Source organism: Methylomonas koyamae (assembly GCF_019669905.1).
GTDB classification, from domain to species: Bacteria; Pseudomonadota; Gammaproteobacteria; order Methylococcales; family Methylomonadaceae; genus Methylomonas; species Methylomonas koyamae.
Genome location: NZ_AP019777.1, coordinates 2,268,097 through 2,293,575 on the forward strand (window position 1 = coordinate 2,268,097; position 25,479 = coordinate 2,293,575).

20 protein-coding genes are annotated in these 25,479 nt (G+C 58.4%); 18 read left to right on the forward strand and 2 right to left on the reverse strand.

Features of this window, described 5'->3' with window-relative positions; all coding sequences use genetic code 11:
* The first annotated feature begins 207 nt into the window (after positions 1 to 207).
* From MKFW12EY_RS10400 to MKFW12EY_RS10485, 18 genes are all read left to right on the forward strand, one after another.
* The gene (locus tag MKFW12EY_RS10400) at positions 208 to 2,064 is read left to right on the forward strand and encodes a DUF2341 domain-containing protein (protein WP_221054499.1); all 1,857 of its coding nucleotides are present in this window, start codon (positions 208 to 210) and stop codon (positions 2,062 to 2,064) included.
* Positions 2,065 to 2,079: 15 nt separating this feature from the next.
* A complete protein-coding gene (locus MKFW12EY_RS10405; protein ID WP_064021505.1) occupies positions 2,080 to 2,484 on the forward strand; it encodes an ExbD/TolR family protein in 405 nt (134 codons plus the stop codon).
* A 502-nt stretch (positions 2,485 to 2,986) separates the two neighbouring features.
* Complete coding sequence (locus tag MKFW12EY_RS10410; RefSeq protein WP_221053715.1) at positions 2,987 to 3,661, forward strand: TonB C-terminal domain-containing protein; 675 nt, start codon at positions 2,987 to 2,989, stop codon at positions 3,659 to 3,661.
* A 790-nt stretch (positions 3,662 to 4,451) separates the two neighbouring features.
* Positions 4,452 to 6,359 (forward strand): putative porin, encoded by a 1,908-nt coding sequence (locus MKFW12EY_RS10415; protein ID WP_054763733.1) that lies wholly within the window; start codon positions 4,452 to 4,454, stop codon positions 6,357 to 6,359.
* A gap of 11 nt (positions 6,360 to 6,370) precedes the next feature.
* On the forward strand, positions 6,371 to 7,249 hold the full coding sequence (locus MKFW12EY_RS10420; RefSeq protein ID WP_221053714.1) for a hypothetical protein: 879 nt from the start codon (positions 6,371 to 6,373) through the stop codon (positions 7,247 to 7,249).
* A complete protein-coding gene (locus MKFW12EY_RS10425; RefSeq protein WP_221053713.1) occupies positions 7,246 to 8,931 on the forward strand; it encodes a ShlB/FhaC/HecB family hemolysin secretion/activation protein in 1,686 nt (561 codons plus the stop codon). The genes MKFW12EY_RS10420 and MKFW12EY_RS10425 overlap by 4 nt, the downstream gene beginning before the upstream one ends.
* 359 nt (positions 8,932 to 9,290) lie before the next feature.
* Positions 9,291 to 10,412 (forward strand): sigma-54 interaction domain-containing protein, encoded by a 1,122-nt coding sequence (locus MKFW12EY_RS10430; RefSeq protein ID WP_082409813.1) that lies wholly within the window; start codon positions 9,291 to 9,293, stop codon positions 10,410 to 10,412.
* Between the two features lie 240 nt (positions 10,413 to 10,652).
* Positions 10,653 to 10,838: a YezD family protein gene (locus MKFW12EY_RS10435; protein WP_054761580.1), complete on the forward strand. Its 186-nt coding sequence runs from the start codon at positions 10,653 to 10,655 to the stop codon at positions 10,836 to 10,838.
* A 119-nt stretch (positions 10,839 to 10,957) separates the two neighbouring features.
* Positions 10,958 to 12,466 (forward strand): alginate export family protein, encoded by a 1,509-nt coding sequence (locus MKFW12EY_RS10440; protein ID WP_064026832.1) that lies wholly within the window; start codon positions 10,958 to 10,960, stop codon positions 12,464 to 12,466.
* Between the two features lie 199 nt (positions 12,467 to 12,665).
* Positions 12,666 to 13,670: a sulfate ABC transporter substrate-binding protein gene (locus MKFW12EY_RS10445; protein WP_221054500.1), complete on the forward strand. Its 1,005-nt coding sequence runs from the start codon at positions 12,666 to 12,668 to the stop codon at positions 13,668 to 13,670.
* 125 nt (positions 13,671 to 13,795) lie between these two features.
* The gene (cysT, locus tag MKFW12EY_RS10450; protein ID WP_221054501.1) at positions 13,796 to 14,623 is read left to right on the forward strand and encodes a sulfate ABC transporter permease subunit CysT; all 828 of its coding nucleotides are present in this window, start codon (positions 13,796 to 13,798) and stop codon (positions 14,621 to 14,623) included.
* A gap of 10 nt (positions 14,624 to 14,633) precedes the next feature.
* Positions 14,634 to 15,506, forward strand: coding sequence for a sulfate ABC transporter permease subunit CysW (gene cysW, locus MKFW12EY_RS10455; protein WP_054761578.1), 873 nt, complete (start codon positions 14,634 to 14,636; stop codon positions 15,504 to 15,506).
* A gap of 83 nt (positions 15,507 to 15,589) precedes the next feature.
* A complete protein-coding gene (locus tag MKFW12EY_RS10460; protein ID WP_221054502.1) occupies positions 15,590 to 16,633 on the forward strand; it encodes a sulfate/molybdate ABC transporter ATP-binding protein in 1,044 nt (347 codons plus the stop codon).
* Between the two features lie 34 nt (positions 16,634 to 16,667).
* A complete protein-coding gene (locus MKFW12EY_RS10465) occupies positions 16,668 to 17,570 on the forward strand; it encodes a LysR substrate-binding domain-containing protein (RefSeq protein WP_054761577.1) in 903 nt (300 codons plus the stop codon).
* Between the two features lie 79 nt (positions 17,571 to 17,649).
* The gene (gene cysK / locus MKFW12EY_RS10470) at positions 17,650 to 18,627 is read left to right on the forward strand and encodes a cysteine synthase A (protein WP_054761582.1); all 978 of its coding nucleotides are present in this window, start codon (positions 17,650 to 17,652) and stop codon (positions 18,625 to 18,627) included.
* A complete protein-coding gene (epsC, locus tag MKFW12EY_RS10475; protein WP_221054503.1) occupies positions 18,624 to 19,553 on the forward strand; it encodes a serine O-acetyltransferase EpsC in 930 nt (309 codons plus the stop codon). The genes cysK and epsC overlap by 4 nt, the downstream gene beginning before the upstream one ends.
* A 425-nt stretch (positions 19,554 to 19,978) precedes the next feature.
* Positions 19,979 to 20,896 (forward strand): family 2A encapsulin nanocompartment shell protein, encoded by a 918-nt coding sequence (locus MKFW12EY_RS10480; protein WP_054761575.1) that lies wholly within the window; start codon positions 19,979 to 19,981, stop codon positions 20,894 to 20,896.
* A complete protein-coding gene (locus MKFW12EY_RS10485; protein ID WP_245006493.1) occupies positions 20,883 to 22,682 on the forward strand; it encodes a family 2A encapsulin nanocompartment cargo protein cysteine desulfurase in 1,800 nt (599 codons plus the stop codon). The genes MKFW12EY_RS10480 and MKFW12EY_RS10485 overlap by 14 nt, the downstream gene beginning before the upstream one ends.
* Before the next feature lie 693 nt (positions 22,683 to 23,375).
* Here MKFW12EY_RS10485 and MKFW12EY_RS10490 read toward each other — a convergent pair.
* Both MKFW12EY_RS10490 and MKFW12EY_RS10495 read right to left on the reverse strand, forming a co-directional pair.
* Complete coding sequence (locus tag MKFW12EY_RS10490) at positions 23,376 to 23,957, reverse strand: ANTAR domain-containing response regulator (RefSeq protein WP_054761573.1); 582 nt, start codon at positions 23,955 to 23,957, stop codon at positions 23,376 to 23,378.
* Between the two features lie 2 nt (positions 23,958 to 23,959).
* Positions 23,960 to 25,438 (reverse strand): MFS transporter, encoded by a 1,479-nt coding sequence (locus MKFW12EY_RS10495; RefSeq protein WP_221054504.1) that lies wholly within the window; start codon positions 25,436 to 25,438, stop codon positions 23,960 to 23,962.
* Positions 25,439 to 25,479: the final 41 nt, after the last annotated feature.

Below are 25,479 nucleotides of genomic sequence, written 5' to 3' on the forward strand. Positions count from 1 at the left end.
ATCAGCAACAAATGCTGATTAAGCAGCAGCCAATAAACAGTTTGCTTGCTAAGTGCTTGATTTCATCAGGATACGGATTGGCACGCTTACTGCAAAACATAAGACAGGTATTTTTAATCAGGCGTCCTAATGCCGTTTGCAGCAAGCCACTGCGCTTGCCGCTCCGTGGTTGTCGGTGGCGCCGTTACATTTTGATAGCAGAATTCAATGTTTAAAAAGTCTTTACTGTTCGGTTTTGCCGGTCTGTGTTTTCCATTGCTCGCCCAAGCCTGGTGGAATGCCGACTGGAGTTCGCGGCGGCAGGTGGCGGTGGATGCCTCGGCGACCGGGGCGGACGTGCAGGAGACCTTGGCTGACGTGCCGGTGTTGGTGCGGCTGCACGCCGGCAACTTCGGCTACTTTGCCGAACTGGCCGACAACGGCCGCGACTTTCGGGCAATGAAAGACGAGCAGACCCCGCTGGCCTACCAGGTCGAGCAAGTCGATGCGCTGAGCGAGATCGGTTTGCTCTGGGTCAAGCTGCCACAAGTGCGCGGCGGGGTGGCTACCGACGACTTCTGGCTCTACTACGGCAACGCCAACGCCGCCGACGGTTCCGATCCGAAGAGTTTGTACGACGTGGCCCAAGGCCTGGTCTACCACTTCAATGCGTCCGAGACGTTGCCGCAAGACGCCACCGCTTACGCTTCCCATGCCAGCGACTCCAAAGCCAGCATTCAAGCCGCCGGCTGGATCGGTGCCGCCGCCCAATTCAGCGGCGCCGGACCGATTACCGTCAACCCGGCGCCGCAACTGGCGCTGGATCCCAGCAAAGGCTGGACCTTCGCCACCTGGCTGAAGATCGACCAGGCCAACCCGGCCGCCACCCTGCTCAGCGCCCAAGCCCCCGGCCTGGACCTGCGCCTGACCCTGCAAGGCAACGCCCTGACCGCCGTCGCCGGCAGCGCCAGCACCCCGGCCGCATCTCTGACCCTGGGCAAATGGCAACATGTGGCCCTGGTATTGCGCCCGGAAAACTTGGCCGCCTACACCGGCGCCAAAGCCGCCGAAAACCCCAACAGCTACGCCCCGCCGCAAATCGTCGAACTCTACCTGGACGGCGTCCCGGTCGGCAGCGTTAAAACCCAAGTCGCCGCCGGCCAACCCGCCATCCGCCTGGGCGACAACTACCAAGGCTGGCTCGACGAAGTCCAAATCGCCGCCACCGCCCGCAGCGCCGACTGGCTCAAATTCGCCTACCGCAGCCAAAGCCCGGATTTTGCCGTACTCAGCTTCGGCCAGGACGAGTCCAACGGCAGCGGCGACGCCGGCCACTTCATGGTCATTGTGCAAAACGTCACCGTCGACGGCTGGGTCGTCATCGGTCTGACCCTGATCATGCTGATCGTGGCCGTCATCGTCATGGTCAGCAAAACCTTAGTCATCAACCGCATCGGCAAAGACAACCGCGCCTTCCTGGCGCAATACCGCCAGCTCGACCCGAACACGCTCGGCGCGCTGGATCAGGCCGAAACCGCCGAAGAACACGAACTGGCCGACTCCGATTGGCTGACCGCCCTGGTCGGCAAACACGACCACTTCCAAAGTTCGGTGCTCTACCACCTGTACCACACCGCGATCCAGGAACTGAACAAACTGCAAGGCGGTGCCGACCAAGTGGTGACCCGCGAAGCCTGGGATTACCTGCGGGTCAAACTGGATAGCCAGATCGTCCACGAAGGCCAACGCCTGAACAAACACATGGTACTGCTGACCATCGCCATCGCCGGCGGCCCGTTCCTGGGCCTGCTCGGCACCGTAGTCGGCGTCATGATTACCTTTGCCGCCATCGCCGCCAGCGGCGACGTCAACATCAACTCCATCGCCCCCGGCATCGCCGCCGCCTTACTGGCCACCGTCGCCGGCCTGGCCGTCGCCATCCCGGCGCTGTTTGCCTACAACTACCTGCTAACCCAGATCAAAGACATCAGCGCCGGCATGCGCGTGTTCAGCGACGAATTTCTGGCCTTGTTATCGATGCGCGCCGCCCGCCAGGCCGCCGCCCATCAAACCAACGCCCGCTAAGCCCGGAGACGCAACATGAAAGTCGAAGAAGAAGGCAAAGTCTACGACGACATCAACATCACGCCGATGCTGGACGTGGCCTACGTGCTGTTGCTGATTTTCATCATCATGACCACCGCCACCGTGCAGGGCATTACCGTCAACCTGCCCAAGGCCAGCAGCACGCCCAGCCTGTCCAAACCCAAGACCAAGGCGATCTCGATCACGCCGGACGGCAGCGTTTACCTGGATACCTATCCGGTGTCCTTGCAAGAACTGGAAACCCGCTTGGCGCAATACAAGGCGGCGACGCCGGACCTGCCGGTGGTGGTCAAGGCCGACGCCAGCGTGCAGTACCAGAAGGTGATCGAGGTCTTGGACATTGTGACTCGGTTGCAGATTAGTCAGTTGGGGTTGGTGACGCAGAAGTTGGTGAAGTAAAGGATGTGTCGCTGGCGCGACGGGTTTTATTTTAAGTCGGGTCTCGGCCCGACAGCCGAGATACTTTCTTTTGCATCGCCAAAAGAAAGTATCCAAAGAAAAGGCGACCCGGCATTCCGCCTTGATCCTGCGCTTCTCGCTTTTGGCGAGGGTTTTCGGAAGGGGCTTCCTGCCCCTCCGAAAACGCGCGGCCTCCCTGCCGCGCCCCTGCGGGCCGATCTCGCCAAAAGCTGCGATGCTCGGGGCGGAATAACGGGAGCAACCCCGTCCCGCGCGTAAAACGACCAGGTGGATTGCCGATGCCGCTATTGCCTTGGACGTAGGGTGGGCACGGTTTATGTGCCCACGCGGAATGGCGCGATGCGTGCTGTGGACACCAATAGCGCCCACGCGGAATCAAACCGGCGCGGAATCAAACCGGGGAAAACCAGGCCGGGTATCGGCCGGATGGATTGGAGAACACGGCGCACTGGGCGTTGTGGCGACGACTGATTGAAACGAGATGACAAACAAATACGCCTGGCTGCGGCGCTTGCCGGTGGTGTTGGGGATAGGGTTGAGCCTGTTGATTGCGCTGGGCGTGTGGTGGTTGGCGGACAAGTTCGAGAAGCCGCCGCAGACCAAAAAGCAAGTGCAGCAGATCACGATGATCCAGCCGCCGCCTCCGCCACCCCCACCGCCGGAGCAAGCGCCGCCTCCGCCGGAAGAGATCAAAGAAGAAAAGATCGAGCAGCCCGAGCCGGAACCCGAGCCCGAACCTTCGCCGGAGCCGGACGAAGCGCCGCCGGCCGAAGACCTGGGCGTGGATGCCGACGGCACCGCCGGCAGCGACGGCTTTGGCCTGCAAGCCCGCAAGGGCGGCCGCTCGATCCTGGGCGGTGGCGGCGGCAACGCCATCCTCTGGTACGGCGGCCAGATCCAGCGCCAGGTCGAGACCGGCCTGCAAAACCTGCTGACCGACACCCCGGCCGCGCAAGCCGGCTACAGCGTGATCCTGGAAATCTGGGTCGGCCCGGACGGCCGCATCAGCCGCAGTGAATTGGCCGGCGGCAGCGGTAAGGCCGACATCGACCAAGCCCTGCGTGCGGCCTTGCCGCGGCTGCGGGCCAGCGTCGGCCGGCCGCCGCCGGAGAGCATGCCGCAGCCGATTCGGATACGGTTGAGTTCGAGGGTTTAAGCAATAGTGCTTCAGCTCTTGGTAGGGCATGGCGTTGTGTCGCTGGCGCGACGGCTGATTTTAATGTCGGTTCCCGCACCGACAAGCGGGTTTCTTTCTTTTGCTCGGCCAAAAGAAAGAAACCAAAGAAAAGGCCGCCCCGCTGCCGCTTGAATCCTGCGCGCCGTCGGGTTTGGCAAGGGTTTTCGGAAGGGGCTTCCTGCCCCTCCGAAAACGCGCGGCCTCCCTGCCGCGCCCCTGACGGGCTGATCTTGCCAAACCCGCCGGTGCTCGGCGCGGCAAAGGGGAGCAACCGGCGAACCGGTATTCAATCGTTGTGGCGGTAGCGAAGCCTTTAAAAACCCCGCGTCCGATTGCGCTGGGGGCAATCGGACCGATCCAGACAGAAGATTTACCCGTGTTGTTCGGTGAGTCTGCCGGTAGTGGGAGGGTTTTATCTCCCGTTTGCCGCGCCGAGCACCGCCGCTTTTATCGAGAATTGCCCGAAGGGGTGCGGCAGGGATGCCGCACGGCGGCGGAGGGGCTGGGAAGCCCCTTCTGCCGGCCCTCGATAAAAGCGGTGGAGCGCAGGGAATAAGCGGCATCCGGGTGGCCTTTCTTTTGGTGGCTTTTCTTTGGCCAAACAAAGAAAAGCCACTCGGCTGTCGGGCCGAGACCCGACATTAAAAAAGCTTCGCGCTAGCGAAACCTTAAAAACACAGGCGTCCGATGACGCCGACGCGAATCGGACTTACATGAGCTACTTCGGCTAGCGAACTATTGAAAACCAAGCAATAACCGAAAAACCAAAATGAATACCGTAAGCAAATCCCTGGCCCTGGTTTTGACCGGCAGCCTGACCGCCAGCGCCGGCGCGGCGCAAGCCGCCACTCCGGCCCCGGCCGACGCCGTGATTCCGGTCAAGAAATCCACCCTGGTCAACCTGGTCGACCTGCTGGTGCAGCGCGGCGTGATTAACCAAGATGAAGGCCAAGGCCTGGTGCAGGCCGCCGAACAGGAAGCGGTCGCCGCGCAGGCCAAAGCCGAATCGGCCAATGCCGCGCGCGCTGCTAATCCGGCCGGCAATAGCGGAACCTCGGCTACGGCCACCCCGGACGCCGCCCAAACCGCGGCCGACTGGGCCGGCGAGCCGGCCAATGTTGCGGGTAAAACCGGCAAAACCAAACACGTCGCTTACGTGCCCGAGTTCGTCAAAAAAGAAATCCGCGACCAGGTCCGCGCCGAACTGAAGGCCGAGGTGTTGCAGGACGTGAAGCGCGACGCCAAAGACGAAGGCTGGGGCATTCCCGGCGCGTTGCCGGAGTGGGTGGCGGCGATCCATCCCAGCTTCGATATCCGTATCCGTTTCGCCGACGAGTTCTACGGTAAAGAAAACGCCGGCGGGGTCGAGAACGTCGGCCTCGATGCGGCCGGCAACTTCGTCGGCCCCTACAACTGGCTGGCCATCAACCGTGCCGCCACCGGCAACCAGGCCGGCTTGACCACCCAGGTCTCGCTGAACCCGAACGAGGCCATCATTAACAACCAAAAAGACCGGCTGCGGCTACGCGAACGCTTCCGTCTCGGCTTCGAAGCCAACCTGGCCGACGGTTTGAAAGCCGGGGTGCGCTTTGCCACCAGCAACATCAACAACCCCGTCTCGAACGACCAGACCCTGGGCAACACCGGCCAGTCCTACCAGTTCGCCATCGACCGCGCCTATCTGCAATACGATTTCCTGGACGAACGTAAGACCAACTGGTTTAGCTTGTATGCCGGCCGCATCATCAATCCGTTCCTGTCCACCGACGTGGTGTTCGACCCGGATTTGAGTTTCGAAGGCGTGGCCGGCAGCTTCCGCTTGCCGTTCAATCGCGGCAGCAACAAACTGGCCGGCTACAAAACGCCGAACCCGACCGCCCGCTTCGGCATCAACCAGGGCCAGCAGACCCCGGACAGCCTGTTCGTCACGCTGGGCGTATTCCCGTTGCAGGACATCGACGTCTCGGTCAACGACAAATGGTTGTATGCCGGCCAGGTCGGCGCCGACTGGCTGGTGTGGCAGGACTCGCGGTTGAATCTGGCCGCGTCGTATTACGAATTCCACAACGTCCAGGCCCGGCGCAATCCGGTCGGCAGCCATGCCTACGACTGGACCGCACCGCAGTTCGTGCAGAAGGGCAACTCGATGGTGGCGATCAGCGACGCCAACACCTTGCTGCCCAACTGCACCGACACGGTGGGCTGCTTGTTCGGCCTGGCCTCCGAATTCAAGGTGTTCAATGCCACGGCCATGTTCGATTACGCCGGCTTCGGCGACACCCACGTGCTGTTCACCGCCGATTATGCCCAAAACCTGGGCTTCAACCGGCAGAAAATCCTCAGCCAGTTCGGCACCGCCTTCGCCAGCACCGACCTGCAACCGCGCACCAAGGCCTACCAGGTGCGGGTCGACGTCGGCGTGCCGGAACTGCGGCGCTGGGCCGACTGGAACGTCAACCTGGCTTATCGCTACGTGCAGCGCGACGCGGTGCTGGACGCCTTCACCGACTCGATCTTCCACCAGGGCGGTACCGATGCCAAGGGCTGGGTGATGGGCCTGCAATACGGCCTGGCCAAAAGCACCTGGCTCAACCTGCGCTGGTTCAGCACCGACGCCATCGACGGTCCCCGCTACAGCATCGACACCGTCAACGTCGATTTGAATGCGCGGTTCTAGGAGGGCAGGCGATGGCTAAGCAACAACCCTGGCGCTGGATTTATGTCCCGCCGTTATGCCTGCTACTGCTGTTGGCCGGCATTGAAACCAGTGACGCCGAACCCAAAGCCGCCGTCCCCGGCGGCGACGCGATCAAAAAGGCCCAAGGCCTGATCCGCCAGCTCAGCCAGGAAAAGCAAGCGCTGGAAGCCGAGAAAGCGGCCTGGCTCAACGAAAAGGCCGGTCTGGAAGCCAAGCTGAAAAGCCTGGAAGCCGCCGTGGCGCAACTGGCGCCGCTGCAAGGCGAAGTCGCGCGCTATAAAAACGGCTTGGAAGCGGTCAAAACCAGCCTGGAAAGCCAGCTCAGCCAGCAGCGCCAGCGCGAACAGGCCCTGGTGCAAAAACACAACGATGTGGTGGCCAAAGCCCGCGCCATTCGCGACGACAACCAATTGTTGGTGCAGGCGGTGCAGGAACGGGAGCAGTGGATCGGCCAATGCGGCCAACTGAACCAACAGTTGCGCGAGCTGAACCAAAAAGTGGTCGAGCAATACGAACAGAAAGGCCTGTGGCAGCAACTGGCGGAACTGGAACCGCTCACCGGCATCGCCAAGGTCGACAGCCAAAACCGGGCCGAGGCATACCGTTATCAGCTCAAGCAGTTGAAAGTGACGCCGTTCGAGGCCGGTGCGGCGTTAGCGGCCGGCCAGGCCGCGGCCGAGCCGGCGCAGGAAGCGTCAGAGCCCATCGACACCGCCACCCGCGCCGAGCCTGGCGCCGATAGCGCCGGCGGGCAGCCGGCAGAAGCGGCCAGCGCAACCGCAGCGTCCTCAGCCGCAGTGCCGCTGGGTGACAGCGAATCCGCAGTGGCATCGCCACAAACGCCTGTCAATCGGGGGGCTGGGCAATGAAACGCTGCCAACCGTTAACGCCGGCCTGGCTGGCCGCCTGCTGTCTGCTCGCTAGCGCAGCCGATGCCGCGCCGCCGCCGGCGCCAACGCCGCCCGGCGAGGCCGCCCGCGGCGACAGCGCGGCCGCAGCCGGTACCGGAAAGGACGCCGCCGACACCGCCACGCAATGGGCCGGCGAAGCGCAGCCGCGCTTCGACGTGCTGGACTTTCAGATCGACGGCAACAGCCTGCTCGACGACGAAACTCTGGAACAGGCGGTGTATCCCTATCTGGGGCCGGAGAAAACCGTGGCCGATGTGGAACAGGCCCGGGCCGCGCTGGAGCAGGCCTACCGCGCCGCCGGTTACCCGACCGTGGTGGTGTCGATCCCGGAACAGGACGTCAACGAGGCCAGCGTCAGGCTGCAAGTGGTGGAGGGCAGTATCGAGACCTTGCACATCAGCGGTTCGCGCTATTTCGACTTGGGCAAGATCCGCGCCGGGGTGCCAGCCCTGGCCGAGGGCCGGGCGCCGCATATGCCGCAGGTGCAGGAACAGATCAACGCGCTGGCCAAGCAATCCGGCGACCGCTCGATCACGCCGGTGTTCCGCGCCGGCTCGACCCCGGGCAAGATGGAAGTGGAACTGAAGGTCAAGGACGAACTGCCGCTGCACGGCAGTCTGGAGCTGAACAGCCGCAACTCGGAACATACCAGCTACACCCGGCTGCAAGGCAGCTTGCGCTACGACAACCTGTGGCAGAAGTTCCACAGTGCTTCGGTGCAATACCAGGTCTCGCCGCAAAACGCCGAAGAAGTCGAAGTCTGGTCCGGCACCTACGTGCTGCCGACCGGCTGGGCCGACACCCGGCTGGCGCTGTACGGCATCGGCATCAGCTCCAGCACCCAGCTCGGCGTCAACGTCGGCGGCCTGTCGGTGGTCGGCGCCGGTTCCATCTACGGCGCCCGCCTGGTGAAACCGCTGGACGGCGCCAGCGACGGCGTGCTGCACAGCCTCAACTTCGGCGTGGATTACAAGAGCTTCGACCAGCAGATCGCCCAGTTCGCCGGCAGCGGCAGCCCGATCAGCTACGCCGCCTTCGTCGCCGGTTACGACGGCGTCCGCCGCGGCGACGGTTATGCCAGCAGCCTGAACCTGAGCGGCCACTTCAGCTTCCGCGGCCTGGGCAACGACGCCGAGCAGTTCGAAAGCAAACGCGCCGGCGCCACGCCCAATTTCCTCTACCTGACCGCCGAGCTGAAACACCAACAGCAACTGCCGGGAGACTTTCGGCTGCAAGCCCGCGCCGGCGGCCAGGCCAGCATGGCGAAACTGATCAGCAACGAACAGTTCTCGGCCGGCGGCCCGCTCAGCGTCAGGGGCTACCACCAGACCCAGGTGCTGGGCGACCACGGCGTCAACCTGTCGCTGGAGCTGTACAGCCCGCACCTGCTGCCGAATGAGATCGACACCGCGCAAAACCTGCGCCTGCTCGGCTTCATCGACTGGGCCCACCTGTGGACCGATGCGCCGATTGCACCGACCCCGGCCAGCGAAACCCTGGCCGCGGCCGGCATCGGCCTCAGGCTGCAACTGCTGAAACGCCTGAGCGGCGAACTGGACTGGGCCTACCCGTTCCATTCCCACGGCACCGTCGACATCGGACAACAACGCCTCGATTTTAGGATGGCTTATGAGTTTTGATCCTGAGATTGAGCGTACGGAAAAGCAACAGCCAAGCAACAGCAACTGTTGCTATTCCAACTTTTGGCAGCGGGTCTTTGTTCCGATTCGGTCAGTTTGCTGCTTGATCCGAGCCACCAGGTTGGCTCGCGAGCATCGAATAAGCAGTAACTTGCGCCGAATTGGCCTGGCGAGTACGAGTCGGGCCGCTCGGCAAGCCTACTAGCCAAGCGGTAAGCTCCGTTTGAGCATAAATCGATACGGATATCGATTTTTTGGAATGGAATCTGCTATTCAGATCACGGTATTGCTTGGGCTTACCGAAGAACCCGGCCGGCGAGCGGCATTTAGTGGCAACTTAGACGTTTATATGAACAGTTATGGATACAGTGCTTAACCGCGATTTCGACAATCCGGCGGAGGATGCCGCCGCGCCGTTATTGGCATTCGACGAATCGCAATCCAGAAAGCTGGCGTTATCGACCCGCGCCACGGCAATGGTGTTCGAAGACCCGGTGTCCAGGCGTTTGTTGGAACAAATCGAGCGGATTGCGCCGAGCGACGCCACAGTACTGGTGATCGGCGAGACCGGCACCGGCAAGGAGTTGGTAGCTCGCCATATTCATGCGTTGAGCAAACGCAGCAAGTATATGTTCGGTGCGCTAAATTGCGCGGCCTTGAGCGAGAATTTGATCGAAAGCGAATTGTTCGGCCATGAAAAAGGCGCGTTTACCGGCGCCTTGACGTCGAAAGAAGGCTGGTTCGAAACCGCCGATAAAGGTAGCTTGTTTCTGGACGAAATCGGCGATTTGCCGCTGGGTTTGCAAGCCAAATTGCTCCGGGTGTTGCAGGAACGCGAGGTGGTCAAAGTCGGTTCGCGCCAACCGAAACCGGTCGATGTGCGCATCATCGCCGCGACCAATATCAACCTGGAAGAGGCGGTGGCGGCCCAGCATTTTCGGGCCGATTTGTATTACCGCTTCAATGTCGCGACCATCCATTTGATGCCGTTGCGCGAACGCCCCGGCGATATTCTGCCTTTGGCGCGGCATTTTCTGAAAATCTACGGCGAGCGCCTCGGCCACGATGAAGTGAAATTATCGCCCGGCGCCGAATTGGCTTTAGTGAATTACGATTGGCCGGGCAATATCCGCGAGCTGGAAAATGCAATTCACCGCACCTTGCTGGTCTGTCCCGGTAACCGGCTTGGGCCGGAGGACTTCAAACTGTCCGGCGTGCGTGCGCCGGAGCATGTGCCGGCGGTATCGGTCGATTCGCTGGAAACCGCGTTGGAACGGCTGTGCGAGCAGGCACCGCCGAAATTGTTCGAGATAATCGAAGAAACCGTGATTCGCATCGCCTTCGGCTATTGCGAAAAGAACCAGGTACAGACTGCGAAATTGCTGGACATCAGCCGCAATGTATTGCGCCATAAGCTCGAGCTTTACGGCATGTTGCAGCAGGTCGGTAAACGCGGTTCGGTGCTGCATTTAGAGCGCTAACGCGGTTTTTTTCGATCGGCGGGCGGGCTCGAACCGGCCGCTCGCTATATTGCCCTGTCGGCGCCGAATCTTCCCCATTCTCTATCGACGGTCCTCGCCTTGTTTGGCGAATAACTGACGGTCGCTTATCGGTTTTTTAGATGAATAAATCGATATTTACCGTTTCAAATGGTCATTTGTTTTTCGTACCATGCTGCGCAACGGACCGAATACAACTAGTTGAAATTTATAGGAGGCCAAATGGATATCCAGTTCGAAACCGAACCCGCCAAGTCGGCGCAGCAGCAGGAATTGGTAGAGCAGATCGTGTCGATTTTGCAAGGGCTGCGTTTCGGTTCGGTGGAAATCGTGGTTCACGACGGACGAATTGTGCAAATCGAAAAACACGAAAAATTCAGAGTCAAAACCGCGGCAAACGCCCATTGAGTTCTACCGCACCAGCGGCGATTAATCTTTAACGATAAACCGATAACCGACCGGATCGCCGGACGTTACCGATCCAGGAACCCTGTTTCCTTAACCGATACCACAACCACGGGTTAAACATGAAACGAAAACAAATCAGCGCGCTATCGGCGACCGGTGCGATCGGCTTATTGTTAAGCTTGCCGGGAGCCGTCAGCGCAGAGGACTACTACCAAAAAACCAAAGGCTACCGGGTCGAGCCGGAGCCCGATCCTCCGAGCTATGTCCGTAACTTGAGCAAGACGCAATTCGAGCAATTCCGCGATGTGGATTGGCTGGATGTCGGTCTGGATTTTCGGAGTCGCTACGAATACCGGGAAAACGATTACCGGCCTACCGGTTCCAAATTTAAAAACGATCCGGACAACATTTGGTTGCTGAGAACCCGGGCCTATATCGGGGTTCACGACATTTTGGACCCGTTCCGCTTCGTGGTCGAGGCGCAGGACTCGCGCAGTTATAACAGCCTGTACGCCAAGACCGGTCAGGATGTGAACGAGTTCGACCTGATTCAAGGCTACGGCGAGTTATATTTCGATAACGCCTTGGGCCACAATCGGCCGTTGAGCATTCGTGCCGGCCGGCAAAGCCTGGAATTGCTGGATCGGCGTTTGATCGGTAACAACCAGTTTCGTAATACCACCAACAACTTCGAGGGTTACCGGGTCCGTTTCGGTAAGAAGCAGAATAATTGGGACCTGGATACGTTCGCATTGCAACCGGTAGACCGGATCATGAACGAATTCGACCAACCCGACGAAGACACCTGGATTTACGGTGCGGTATTGAGTATTAAGCAGTGGTCTGAGTTCATCACGATTCAGCCGTATTTCTTGGGACGTAAAGTGGACGGCGATCCGAAAAATCTGATTGTCGCCAACCGCAAGGCGGATATGGATATCTATGCGCCAGGTTTGCGGGTGTATGGCGTGATCCCGGATACCGCTTTTGATTACGACACCGATATCAACAAACAATTCGGCCGCTTCGGCAAGTTGGATGCGACCAAGCCGAGCGGCGAAGTTTTGCAGCAGCACGACGCGATCGCTTACTCGCTGGAATTGGGTTACACCTTTGACCACGACTGGAAGCCAAGGGCGAGCGCCTATTACGGATACGGTTCCGGCGACAAGCGCAGCGGCGATAGCTCCAACCAGCGCTTCGATGCGTTTTACGGTTTTAACCAGCCATGGTCGCGTAACGATTATTTTTCCTGGGACAACATTCACGCGCCGAAGGCACGGCTCGAATTCAGCCCGTACAAAGGCGTGCAGATCGACACCGGTTACAACGCCTACTGGATGGCCAGCGACGGCGGCGGTTGGAACCGGGCCGGCCTAACCGGTGTGAACGGCAAGACCTTCTTGGGGCACGAATTCGATATTCGTTTGCGGCATAAGCTCAATGCCTATGTCGATTGGAGTTTGAGCTACGCGCGTTTTACTCCGGGCGATTACACCACGTCGCAGAATGGGGTGAAGCAGTCGGCGACAGCAACCGGTACACCGTTTACCAACGAGCCGAGCAACTTCTTCTATTTCGAAGTTTCGTTGAACGCCTTCGGCGACGGCAAACCCAAATACCATTAAACCTTAACTGCCCGGCAGCGGCGCCTGGCAAATCGGCCAAGCGAGGCGGAGTTACGTTTTTATATATCCAATTAATAGATAAATATCTCGAAAACTATCATTTTAAATCAGATAAAAGGCCGCGTAACATATCGCCAAAGCTGTTAAAGCCGGGACGTTTCGGCGGCCGAGCACCGAATAAATCTCTTGAGGAGCCATTATGAAGCTGAGTTACACCGTTAAATCTGCACTGATCGCGCTAGGCCTGTTGGCCAACGCTACTGCGTCGGCAGACCGAACCATCCTGAACGTGTCGTACGATCCGACCCGCGAGTTTTACCAAGATTTCAACAAGGAATTCATCAAATACTGGAAAGAAAAAACCGGCGAGGACGTTAACGTCCAGCAATCGCACGGCGGTGGCGGTAAACAAACCCGTGCCGTGATCGACGGCCTGGAAGCCGACGTGGTGACCTTGGCGCTGTCCTACGACATCGACCAAATCGCCGAAAAAGCCAATTTGTTGCCGAAAGACTGGCAAAAGCGCCTGCCGGATAACAGTCTGCCTTATACCTCCACCATCGTGTTCCTGGTGCGTAAAGGCAATCCGAAAGGCATCAAGGACTGGGGCGATCTGACCAAGGAAGGTTTGCAAGTGATTACCCCGAACCCGAAAACCTCAGGCGGCGCCCGTTATAACTATCTGGCAGCCTGGGCCTACGGCGAGAAGAAATTCGGCAGCAAGGACGCCGCCAAGGATTTCGTCAAAAAGTTGTTTAAAAACGTGCCGGTACTGGATTCCGGCGCCCGCGGCTCGACCACCACCTTTATTCAACGCGGTATCGGCGACGTGCTGATTACCTGGGAAAACGAAGGCTTCCTGGCCTTGAAAGAATTCGGTGCCAGCGAGTACGAAATCGTGGTCCCACCGACCAGCATCAAAGCGGAAACGCCGGTGACGGTGGTCGACAAAGTGGTCAAGAAAAACGGCACCCAAGATTTGGCCGAAGCCTATTTGAACTACCTGTACACCTCGGTCGGGCAAAAACTGGTGGCCAAGCATTTCTATCGGCCGTCGCATCCCGAGTATGCCGATGCCGAAGACCTGAAACGCTTCCCGAAACTGGAGTTGTTCACGGTTAACGAACGCTTCGGCAGTTGGGCGCAAGTGCAGAAAGAGCATTTCGACGACGGCGCCAACTTCGACCAGATCTACACGCCTTAAAGCGCGGGGCGGGGCGTCGGAATGGCGGATGCCCCGCCGCGTTGCCGGCTTAGAGCCGGCTCGCGAAAAACGGATGAGAGATATCACACCGCTGTTTTTTCTAACTAAAGCCTGATACCGAACTTATGCCACAAAGCCACATCATGCCCGGATTTCGTCCTGCTCTGGGATTCACCTTGCTCTACCTGACGCTGATCGTATTGATCCCGCTCAGCGCATTGTTGCTGAAATCGCTGAATCTTAGTCTGGAGCAGTTTTGGGGGATTTTGACCAACAAAAGGGTCATCGCCTCGTTTCAAGTCAGTTTCGTCGCGGCATTGATCGCTGCCGCCGTGGCCGCCGCCTTGGGCTTTGTGATTGCCTGGACCTTGGTGCGCTATCCGTTTCCCGGCAAAAAAATCTTCGATGCACTGATCGATTTGCCGTTTGCGTTGCCGACCGCGGTGGCGGGTATCGTGTTGGCGACGATCTACGAACCCAAAGGCTGGGTCGGTAAATGGGTGATCGAGGCTACCGGCGTGCAGATTGCGTTTAAGCCGTTGGGTATCGTGTTCGCGTTGATATTCATCGGCCTGCCGTTCGTGGTGCGTACCGTCGAGCCGGTATTGCAGGAATTCGATCTGGCGATGGAAGAAGCCGCCGCCAGCTTGGGCGCCAGCCGCTGGCAAGCCTTCGTCAAAGTTATTTTCCCGAACATTTTGCCGGCGACGATTACCGGTTTTGCTCTTGCTTTTGCCCGCGGCGTCGGCGAATACGGCTCGGTGATCTTCATAGCCGGCAACATGCCTTATATCTCGGAAGTGGTGCCGTTGCTGATCATCACCAAACTCGAACAATACGATTACGCCGGTGCCACGGCGATAGGCCTGACCATGCTGGTGATTTCGTTCCTGTTGTTGCTGTTAATCAATAGCCTGCAATGGTGGGTTCGCCGCCGCAGCGGCCAACTTTAAGGAGATAAGGATGAGCGCGATTTCCACATCGATAGGACAGCCGGCGCAGGCTTTGGCACTAAAAGATGCCGACTGGGTAAGGTTGGTCTTGATTGGCGTCAGTCTGGTGACCATCGGCCTGTTTTTGGTGTTGCCGCTGGCGACGGTATTAATCAATGCCTTCAGTAAAGGCTGGACGGCATACAGCACCAGTTTGCATCACCCGGACGCGTTGGCGGCGATGCGTCTGACGTTGCTGACCGCGGCCATCACTGTGCCGTTGACCACCGTGTTCGGCGTATCGGCGGCCTGGGCCATTGCCCGTTTCGAATTTCGCGGCAAGAGCCTGCTGGTTACGTTGATCGATCTGCCGTTTTCGGTATCGCCGGTGATCGCCGGGTTGATCTACGTGCTGATCTTCGGCTCGCAAGGCTGGTTGGGGCCGCTGTTGGCCGAACACAACATCAAGATCATCTTCGCCGTGCCCGGCATCGTCTTGGCGACCTTGTTCGTCACCTTTCCATTCGTGGCCCGCGAGCTGATCCCGCTGATGCAGGAAATCGGTCACGAGGAAGAAGAGGCCGCCTTGTCGCTGGGCGCCAGCGGTTGGCAGACCTTTTTCAAGATCACCTTGCCCAACATCAAATGGGGCTTGTTGTACGGCGTGCTGCTCTGTAACGCCAGAGCGATGGGCGAGTTCGGCGCGGTGTCGGTGGTGTCGGGCCATATTCGCGGCCTGACCAACACGCTGCCGTTGCACGTCGAGGTTAGTTATAACGAATACGACTTCGTCGGCGCCTTTGCCGGCGCCTCGATCCTGGCCGGTTTGGCGATTGTGACCTTGATCTTCAAAACCCTGCTGGAATGGAAACAAAACGAAGAGCGGAAAAAGGCGAAGGAATAAATACCGCATAGATCGGGTTGCATGCGCAACCCGGCGCGTCGGCTTTCAAACCCTTAGCCAATTCAGACTCATAGAGGCACAAAATGAGCATCACCTTACAAAACATCAGCAAACAATTCGGCGATTTCAAAGCGCTGGACAACATCAATCTGGACATTCCGGAAGGCGAGTTGGTCGCGCTGTTGGGACCGTCCGGCTGCGGCAAGACCACACTGCTGCGCATCATCGCCGGCCTGGAACAGGCCGACCAGGGCGAGGTTTACTTAAAAGGCGACAACGTCACCCAGCAACCGGTCAAAAACCGGCAGATCGGTTTCGTGTTCCAGCATTACGCCTTGTTCCGGCACATGACGGTGTTCGACAACATCGCCTTCGGTTTGCGGGTCAAGTCGCACAAGGACCGGCCCAGCGAAGCCATCATCCGCAAGAAAGTTCACGACCTGTTGAATTTGGTGCAACTGGATTGGCTGCACGACCGCTTCCCCGACCAACTGTCCGGCGGCCAGCGTCAGCGCATAGCATTGGCCCGGGCATTGGCGGTCGAGCCGTCGGTATTGTTGTTGGACGAACCGTTCGGCGCGTTGGATGCCAGTGTGCGCAAGGATTTACGGCTGTGGTTGCGGCATTTGCACCACGAACTGAACGTGACCAGCATCTTCGTCACCCACGATCAGGAAGAGGCGATGGAAGTATCGAGCCAGATTGTGGTGTTGAACCACGGCAGGATCGAGCAGAAGGGCACGCCGAGCGAGATTTACGACCATCCGGCCAGCGACTTTGTGTCGCGCTTTATCGGTCAGACCAACGTGTTCAAACTCGACGATGAAGAGCATTTCTGGCTCAAGCAAAGCGGCGTGATCGTCGACGACTCTAAAGGCATTGTCGCCCACGTCCGGCCGCACAATATCGGCATCGAAAAACCGGCCGATCAAGCCAAGGCGCCGGTTTATCTGAAAGATTGGCAGCATTTGGGCGGCACCATTCGGCTGGAGTTGAACCGCGACGGTGCCAACGGTTCCGGCGCAACCATTTACGCCGAAATGCCGAACGAACAGTTCCGCGAGCTGGCCTTGCAGAAGGGCGACCGCGTGGCGCTGAGGATAAAGCATGCGCACTGGTTCAATTGATGGCTAGCCGGCGCAAACACAGGAGTGTCAAACCATGAATTTCAGCCAATTGGAACTGCTGCGCCTGTTGCCGGAGACCCAATTCAACCTGTCCAAGGCGGCCGATAAGGTCAATATCGTCCAATCCGCCGCCAGCCGCCATATCCAGTTGCTGGAGGAGGAATTGGGCTCGCCGCTGCTGGAGCGGCACGGCAAGAAAATCCTCGGTTTTACGCCGTTGGGCGAACGGGTGATGCAGGAAATCGAGGGTATCGATCTGGCCAAGCGCAACATCCAAACCATCGCCGACGATTACCAAGCCAACCGCAACGGTGCGCTGCACATCGCCACCACGCACACCCAAGCTAAATATTTGCTGCCGGAACCGATCCGCAAATTTCGCGAGCAATTTCCCGGCGTGACGATTTACATGGTGCAGTCGTCGCCTGGCGAAATCATCGATTTGCTGTACCGGCACGAAGCCGACATCGCGATTTGTACCGAAAAAATGGAAGACAGCGAGAAACTGGCGATCAAGCCGTGCTACGAATGGAACCACGTCGCGATCGTGCCACAGGGCCATGCGTTGGCAGCCGCCAAGGTGACGCTGGAGAAACTGGCTTCGTATCCGCTATTGACCTATTCGCCCGGCTATACCGGCCGCTCGAATATTGAAAAAGCCTTCGCCAAGCAGGGGTTGGAACTGGATATCACGCTGTCGGCAGCCGACTCGGACGTAATCAAAACCTACGTCAGGCTGGGTTTGGGGGTAGGCATCATTTCCGGCGCGTCCTATGAGCCGGGCAACGACAGCGATCTGGTCTGCATCGATCTGGCGCATTTGATTCCACGCTCGATGACCAAATTGGCGTATCTTAAGCAACTGTATCTGCCCACTTATTTACGTTGCTTTATCGATGAATTGTTAAATGCCGGCGTCGGCCGGCCAGCGGCTTGAGAAAGCGTGACGGACAATGAGAGGGGATTTTTTCAACGCGTTACAGGCATTCGCGCCGCTCCGGCGCAAGGATAGGAACATGGCATATTGGTACCCCGACAATTCGCAATCGATCGGCAACACGCCGCTGGTCAGACTTAACCGCATCACCGAAGGCGCGCCGGTGACCCTGTTGGCCAAAATCGAAGGCCGCAATCCCGGTTATTCGGTGAAATGCCGGATCGGCGCGGCGATGATCAACGACGCCCAACAGCGCGGCTTATTGGGGCCGGGCAAGGAAATCATCGAACCGACCAGCGGCAATACCGGCATCGCCTTGGCCTTTGTCGCCGCAGCCCGCGGCATTCCGCTGACGCTGACCATGCCGGAGACGATGAGCATCGAACGCCGCAAACTGCTGGTGGCCTACGGCGCCAAACTGGTATTGACCGAAGGCGCCAAAGGCATGAAAGGCGCAATTGCCAAAGCCGAGGAAATCGTCGCCTCCGATCCGGAACGCTACGTGCTGCTGCAACAGTTCAAGAACCCGGCCAATCCGGCAGTACATGAACAAACCACCGGTCCGGAAATCTGGCGCGACAGCGACGGCGCCATCGATATATTCGTATCCGGCGTCGGCACTGGCGGTACCATTACTGGCGTCTCGCGCTACATCAAACTGACCCAGGGCAAGCCTATCGTATCGATTGCGGTCGAGCCGGAAGCCAGCCCGATCCTGACCCAGTTCCGCAGCGGCCAGGAACTGCAACCGGCGCCGCATAAAATCCAGGGCATCGGTGCCGGCTTTGTACCGGACATTCTGGATTTGTCGCTGGTCGACGACATCGAGCGGGTCAGCAACGACGAAGCGATCGATTTTGCCCGGCGTTTGGCGCGGGAAGAGGGGATATTGGCCGGTATTTCCTGCGGTGCTGCAGTCGCTGCGGCGGTGCGGGTGGCGAAGCGGGAAGAGAACGTCGGCAAGACCATCGTCGTGATTCTGCCGGATTCCGGCGAACGCTATTTGAGTTCGGCGTTGTTCGAAGGCTTGTTCGATGCCCAGGGAGTGGCGGTATGAGTCTGAGCGATACCGCTGGCGGCTGGGGTATCGACGCGCTGGTCGCCGAGTTGCGCGACCTGCGCGTGAAATCGCTGGAACACCGCCAGCGCCGCGAACATCCGCCGAAGTTGCCGTCGCGACGCATACTCGGGCCTATCGTCGATAATTTGGGCGCGGTGCTGTTTCCGAACCGTCTGGGCCAGGAGGATTTGAACGACGAAGGCATCGATTATTTCGTCGGTCAGACCCTGGACAGCCTGTTGCGCCAATTACATCGGCAAGTGGCATTGGAACTGCGTTTCGTGGCCGAACAAAATGGCACTTCTACCGAAGTCAAACACCAAGCCGCCGAAATTACCCGCGAGTTTGCCAAACAGTTGCCGAAGATCCGGCTGCTGATCGACAGCGATATTCAGGCCGCGTTCGAAGGCGATCCGGCCGCGCGCAGTTCGGACGAGGTATTGGTGTGTTATCCGGGTATTACCGCCGCGATCCACCACCGGGTCGCGCACGAGTTGTACCGTTTGGGGGCGCCGCTGGTGGCGCGGGTGATTGCCGAGCTGGCGCATTCCGCGACCGGCATCGATATTCATCCCGGCGCCCAAATCGCCGACAGTTTTTTTATCGACCACGGCACCGGCGTCGTCATCGGCGAGACCGCCGTGATCGGCAGCCGGGTGCGGGTCTACCAGGCCGTGACGCTGGGCGCGAAACGCTTCGAGAAAGACGACAACGGCATGCTGGTCAAAGGCAATGCCCGGCATCCTATTGTCGAGGACGATGTGGTGATTTATGCCGGCGCGACGATATTGGGTCGGATCACGATAGGCAAGGGCTCGATCATTGGCGGTAACGTCTGGTTGACCCACAGCGTGCCGCCGGGCAGCCATGTCAGCCAAGGCCAAAACCGCACCGAAGTGTTCGCCACCGGCGGCGGTGTTTGAGGTTTTTTACAAAAAAAACGGTTTAACCGAAAACTTTTTTACCGAACGCCGTTTCAAGGCGCTGCCAATAAAATTTTACGAAAAAACAACCGGATAAAATGAATTGGCTGCGTATAACGCGTTTTCTTAATTTCGCTAAACGTTATTTTTAGATAAGCATATTCAGTAACTCGATAACGGCCACTGGTTCAGAGCCGGCGCGGCTTGACAGCCTTTCGCACAAGCCAGTATCTTGATATTAATCATCCGCTGACCGGACCACCGGAAGCCAATGAATCTCTACCGTTTTATTCGCGGCCGAGGTTCATTGGCTTTTTTTTGGCCTGCAGAAAAGTAAGGGGCAAAGGCTGGTTTCCGCTGCGGCTGAAGCAAAAACAATCGCCACGGCGATTTTCAATTATCACCACACCACTTAGGGAGTTGTTATGTCGGACATTCATGAAGCCCATACCGCATTAGGCGACGTCGCCGCGCGTACCTTATCGAACGCGACCAAAACCGTGCCGATGATGGGCACTATTACGCCGCGCTGGCTGGTGCACCTGTTGCCGTGGGTGCCGGTCGAAGCGGGTATTTATCGGGTCAACAAAGTCAAAAGCGAAACCAGCATCGCCGTCGATTGCTCCAGCCTGGACGAAAAAGTGCTGCCGCAAACCTTCGTCGATTACGAAGAGTGGGGCCGCGAGTACCGCCTGAATGCGGTCAACACCGTGCTGGACGTGCATACCCGCGTCGCCGATTTGTACAGCAGCCCGCACAACCAAATCCATGAGCAATTGCGGTTGACCATCGAAACGGTGAAAGAGCGCCAGGAAAGCGAACTGATCAACAACGCCGAATATGGTCTGTTGAATAACGTCGTCGAGTCGCAAAAAGTCAAAACCCGCAAAGGCTCGCCGACCCCGGACGACCTGGACGAACTGATTGCCAGGGTGTGGAAAGAGCCGGGCTTCTTCCTAGCCCATCCGCGGGCGATTGCCGCCTTCGGCCGCGAAGCCACCCGCCGCGGCACCCCGCCGCCGACCGTGTCGCTGTTTGGCTCGCAGTTCATCACCTGGCGCGGTCTGCCGTTGATTCCGACCGACAAACTGAAAATCGTCAACGGCAAGACCAATATCCTGCTGCTGCGCACCGGCGAAAGCCGCCAGGGCGTGGTCGGTTTGTACCAACCGAATCTGACCGACGAATTGAGCATGGGCTTGTCGGTGCGTTTCATGGGCATCAACCACAAAGCCATTGCCTCGTATCTGGTGTCGCTGTATTGCTCGCTGGCGATCTTGACCGACGACGCCATCGGCGTGCTCGAAAACGTCGAAGTGGACAACTACTATGACTACGCCTAATCCGGATTTGGCCGCACTGGCGCAACACGCGCTGAGCGGCGGCCCGGTGCCGGCCGGTTTGCCCGACACCGCCGAACTTACCCGCCTGGCAAACCTGTACTACAGCGCACCGCCGACCGGCGACGGGGCAGCGGTGGACAATGTGTCTGTTTCTGCAGCGGCGGCACCCTCGTTTCATTCGGTGCCGGCCGGTTTCAACCGCCGACCCGGCATCGACGACGGTTTCGTGCCCACGGCACCGAGTGCCGCAGCGTTTGGCGACTACAGCGATGCCATCGACAACGTGCCGCAGTCGGCAGCCACGCTGGCACCGGCCGCTAACGTCGCATCCGGTTTCGAGCGGCTGCCGGGTATCGACAAAAATGCGCTGTCGGGTTTGGTGTCGCGCAGCTTTGGTTTGCCCGGCGAAGCGGAACTGAAGCAAGCCTTGGCCGCCAAGCCAGGCCACCTGGTTGGTTCCAAACCGCCGGCCGCCGGGTCGTCGTTTTACTTTTTAAACGATGTCTCAGCCTTGGCTCGGGCGGCGCAAACACCAAGTCTGGGTTCGGCGCATCCGGCCTTTGACGTGCACGCGGTACGCAAGGATTTTCCAATCCTGGCCGAACGCGTCAACGGCTATCCGCTGGCCTGGCTCGATAACGCCGCCACCACGCAAAAACCGCAATGCGTGATCGATCGGATCTCCGAGTTTTATCAACACGAAAACTCCAATATCCATCGCGCCGCCCACGAACTGGCAGCGCGAGCCACCGACGCTTACGAAGGCGCACGCGATACCGTGGCCCGCTTCATCAATGCCTCGTCGGCTGATGACATCGTATTCGTGCGCGGCTCGACCGAAGCGATCAATCTGGTCGCGCAAAGTTGGGGTCGGCAATTTATAGGGGAGGGCGACGAAATCGTCATCAGTTGGCTGGAACACCACGCCAACATCGTGCCCTGGCAGCAGTTGTGCCAGGAAACTGGCGCGGTGCTGCGGGTGATTCCGGTCGACGACGACGGCCAGGTGATCTTGGCCGAGTACCAAAAGCTGCTGAACGGCAGAACCAAGTTGGTGTCGTTTACCCAGGTCTCCAATGCCTTGGGCACCATCACGCCGGCGGCGGAGATGATCGAACTGGCGCACCGCGCCGGCGCTAAGGTGTTATTGGACGGCGCCCAATCGGTGTCGCATTTGCGGGTCGATGTGCAAAGCCTGGATTGCGACTGGTTGGTGTTCTCCGGCCATAAAATCTTCGGCCCGACCGGAATTGGCGTGTTGTACGGCAAGCCGGAATTGCTGGCAATCACCCAGCCCTGGCAGGGCGGCGGCAACATGATCGAAGATGTTACGTTCGAGAAAACCGTCTACCAACCGGCCCCGGCCAAATTCGAAGCCGGCACCGGCAACATCGCCGATGCGGTGGGGCTGGGCGCCGCTTTGGATTACCTGAACCGGATCGGCATCGAGAACGTCGCCCGTTACGAACACGAGTTGCTGGAATACGGCATGCATGTCCTGCGGGCGATTCCGGGGGTGCGTCTGATCGGTACCGCGCCGGACAAAACCAGCGTGTTATCGTTCGTGCTGGCCGGCCATAGTACCCAGGATGTGGGCAAAGCCTTGAACGACGCCGGCATTGCGGTCCGTTCCGGCCACCATTGCGCGCAGCCCATCCTGCGCCGGTTTGGCCTGGAAGCCACGGTCCGGCCGTCGCTGGCGTTTTACAATACTTACGACGAAATCGACCGCTTGGCGGCCGTGGTCAAACGCTTGCAATGTTCAAAAACGCATTTCAGCGCTTAACCGAGCACGGGGCCGGGGAATTGCCCCGGTTCCGCAAGCTTTGGACAATTTCTCGTGCTTCGAACCAATTTTGATGTGTCAACACTTTTCCGGACACACAGCTAAGCAGCTTTGCGCTGGCTTTGAATTTGCGCTTGGTTTTACAGACTAGTGCTTAATTGCGTTAATTGGTGATAACTAAAATCGTTTAATAATCAAAATGTTATAATTTTTTTCATATCGCTTATTTATGCAATTAAGCACTAACTCTGCCTCGCGCATCAGTCAGCCGATACGGCGACGACTGACGGTTCGGTTCTGAGCGGACAAGGCGGGCTTGAGGCGGCGCGTACCGTAGGGCGACCGGCTTTTGACAAATGTGCTTTGGATCGTCTCCGATAGGGCGGCATCGTCTTTTTCGCCTGCCGTAGGGCCGCGCTTCAGCCATTGGTAATCGGTACTTCGGGATACGCTCATCAACTGGCACAAGACATCCACCGTGTATTCCTCTACATACTGTTTGATCCAGGCGTACTTCTCGACAACGGCTCCTGCGTTGTCCCTCTTACAAAGTTGAAGCCGCTTTTTCGCCTTGGAATATCAAAAACAGACTTGTTTAGAGTTTCAATAAATATCCCTCCGCAAAGCCGGGGGATTTCTCATTTTTGGTTAAGGACTGTTCAATTTTTCGGCGTCATCTCGGTGCCTTTTAGGCTATTTGCTGAACAGCTCCGCCATCGAGATTACGTTTTTCGCCATTTCTCCGATCGGCATGTTGCGGTCCATCGCCAGTTTGCGCAGCGCGTGGTAGGCCTGGTCTTCGGTATAGCCTTGCGATTTGATCAGGATCGCTTTGGCTCTATCCAGTAATTTGCGGTCTTCGAGTTGGATTTTGGTTTTTTTCAGTTCTTCTTTCAAGGCGTGTTGCTCCTTGAAGCGGGCGATGGCGATGTCGACGATGGCTTTGATGCGTTTCGGCTCCAGGCCGTCGACGATGTAGGCGCTGACTCCGGCTTTGATGACTTTATTGATGGTGTCGGTCTGCTGGTCTTCGGCGAACATCACCACCGGCAGCGAAAAACTTTGGTTGATTTCGACGATGGTTTGCAACACCGCATCGGTCGGCGTGTACAGGTTCAATACGACCACATCGGGATGCAACGTTTGCACGATTTGCAGCATGTTCAGCTCTTTCAGCCTGAGCGTGACCACTTCGCAGCCATGTTGGCGTAAGGCTGCTTCGAGCAGGCGCTCGCTATCGAATTCATCGACTACCAAAACGTTCAATCCGGCCATGTTCAATCCAATGCGATTTTCAGCAGCGAGCCGTCAGGCATGATTTCGGTAATGTAGTTTTTCGGTTCTTCCAGGTAATAGATCAGGCCCAGCAGTAACAAACAGCAGGCGCTCAAAATCAGGAAGAAGGCAGTTGCCGAGACGAAAGTCAGCAATATCAAAAACACGATGGCGCCGGCATTGCCGTAAGCGCCGACGATGCCGGCCACTTCGCCGGTAATGGCGCGTTTCACCAGCGGCACGAAGGCGAAAATGGCGCCTTCGGCGGCTTGCATGAAAATCGAACAGACCAAAGTGACGACCACCGTCAACGCAATCGACCATTGCGGCGATATCAAGGCCATCAGCAAATAGCCGCCGGCCAGACCGGCCGAAAACAGCACCAACGACAGTTTGCGGCCCATCTTGTCGCTAAGCCAGCCGCCGGCAGGGCGGGCAATCACATTGGTCACGACGAAACTGGAAGCCAGCAGGCCGGCATCCAGCATGCCCAAACCTTGGGTTTGGTTGAAGGTTTTGTAAAAAAATATCGGCAGCATCGACAGCACCGCCAGTTTGGAACCGAAGGTCACCAAATAGGCGATGGCCAAAATGAACACTTGTTTGTAGCGGTAATGGTGAATGCTGGCGATGGGCTGGCTGAGGCGGTCGGCATTGCTGTTGACCAGTTGGTAACAGTGGATCAGAAATAACAACCAGACCACGCTGTGCACTATCGCAGTACAACCGGAACTGAGGATCATGGTTTCCGCGGTCGACAATTTCCAGGCCAATAGCGACATTGTCGCGTACAGCGGGGCCAGGCTCAGCATGTACAAGAACAGGTCGCGAATGCTGGTAACTTCCATCGCCGCCGGCCGCCGGGTCTTCAGGGCGGCGATTTCCGGAGGAAAGTTCTCGACACTAAAGTAATAAACCACCGAATAGACCAGTGCGATGCCACCGGTCAAGGCGATGGCGGAGCGCCAGCCGTGTTCGGCGCCGAAATAAAAGGCCAGGCCGGGCAGGAATATCGCGGCGAAGGCCGAACCGAAATTGCCCCAGCCGGCGTAGATGCCCTCGGCGGTGCCGACCTGGCTGGCCGGAAACCAGTCGCCAATGATCCGCACGCCGACGACAAAGCCGGCGCCAATGAAGCCCAGCAAGAAGCGCGACCAGGCCAATTCGGCGAAATTTTCGGCGCTGGCGAACATGAAGCAAGGAATGCTGCACACCGCCAGCAATACGCTATAGCTGATCTTGGCGCCGAAGCGGTCCACCAGCATGCCGGTTATGACCCGGGCCGGTATGGTCAAGGCCACGTTAAGTAATAACAGTATGTCGACCTCCGTTTCGCTGATGCCCAGATCCTGCTGGATCAATACCAATAAGGATGCATGGTTGAACCAGATGACGAAACTGATGAAAAAAGCGATCCAGCTCATATGCAGTACTTTGGCTTTGCCTTGCATGTTGAGCAACTTGAACGGGGTAAATGACATGCGGATTCCGGAGTTATCGATTCGGCATTTGCCAAGCAGCT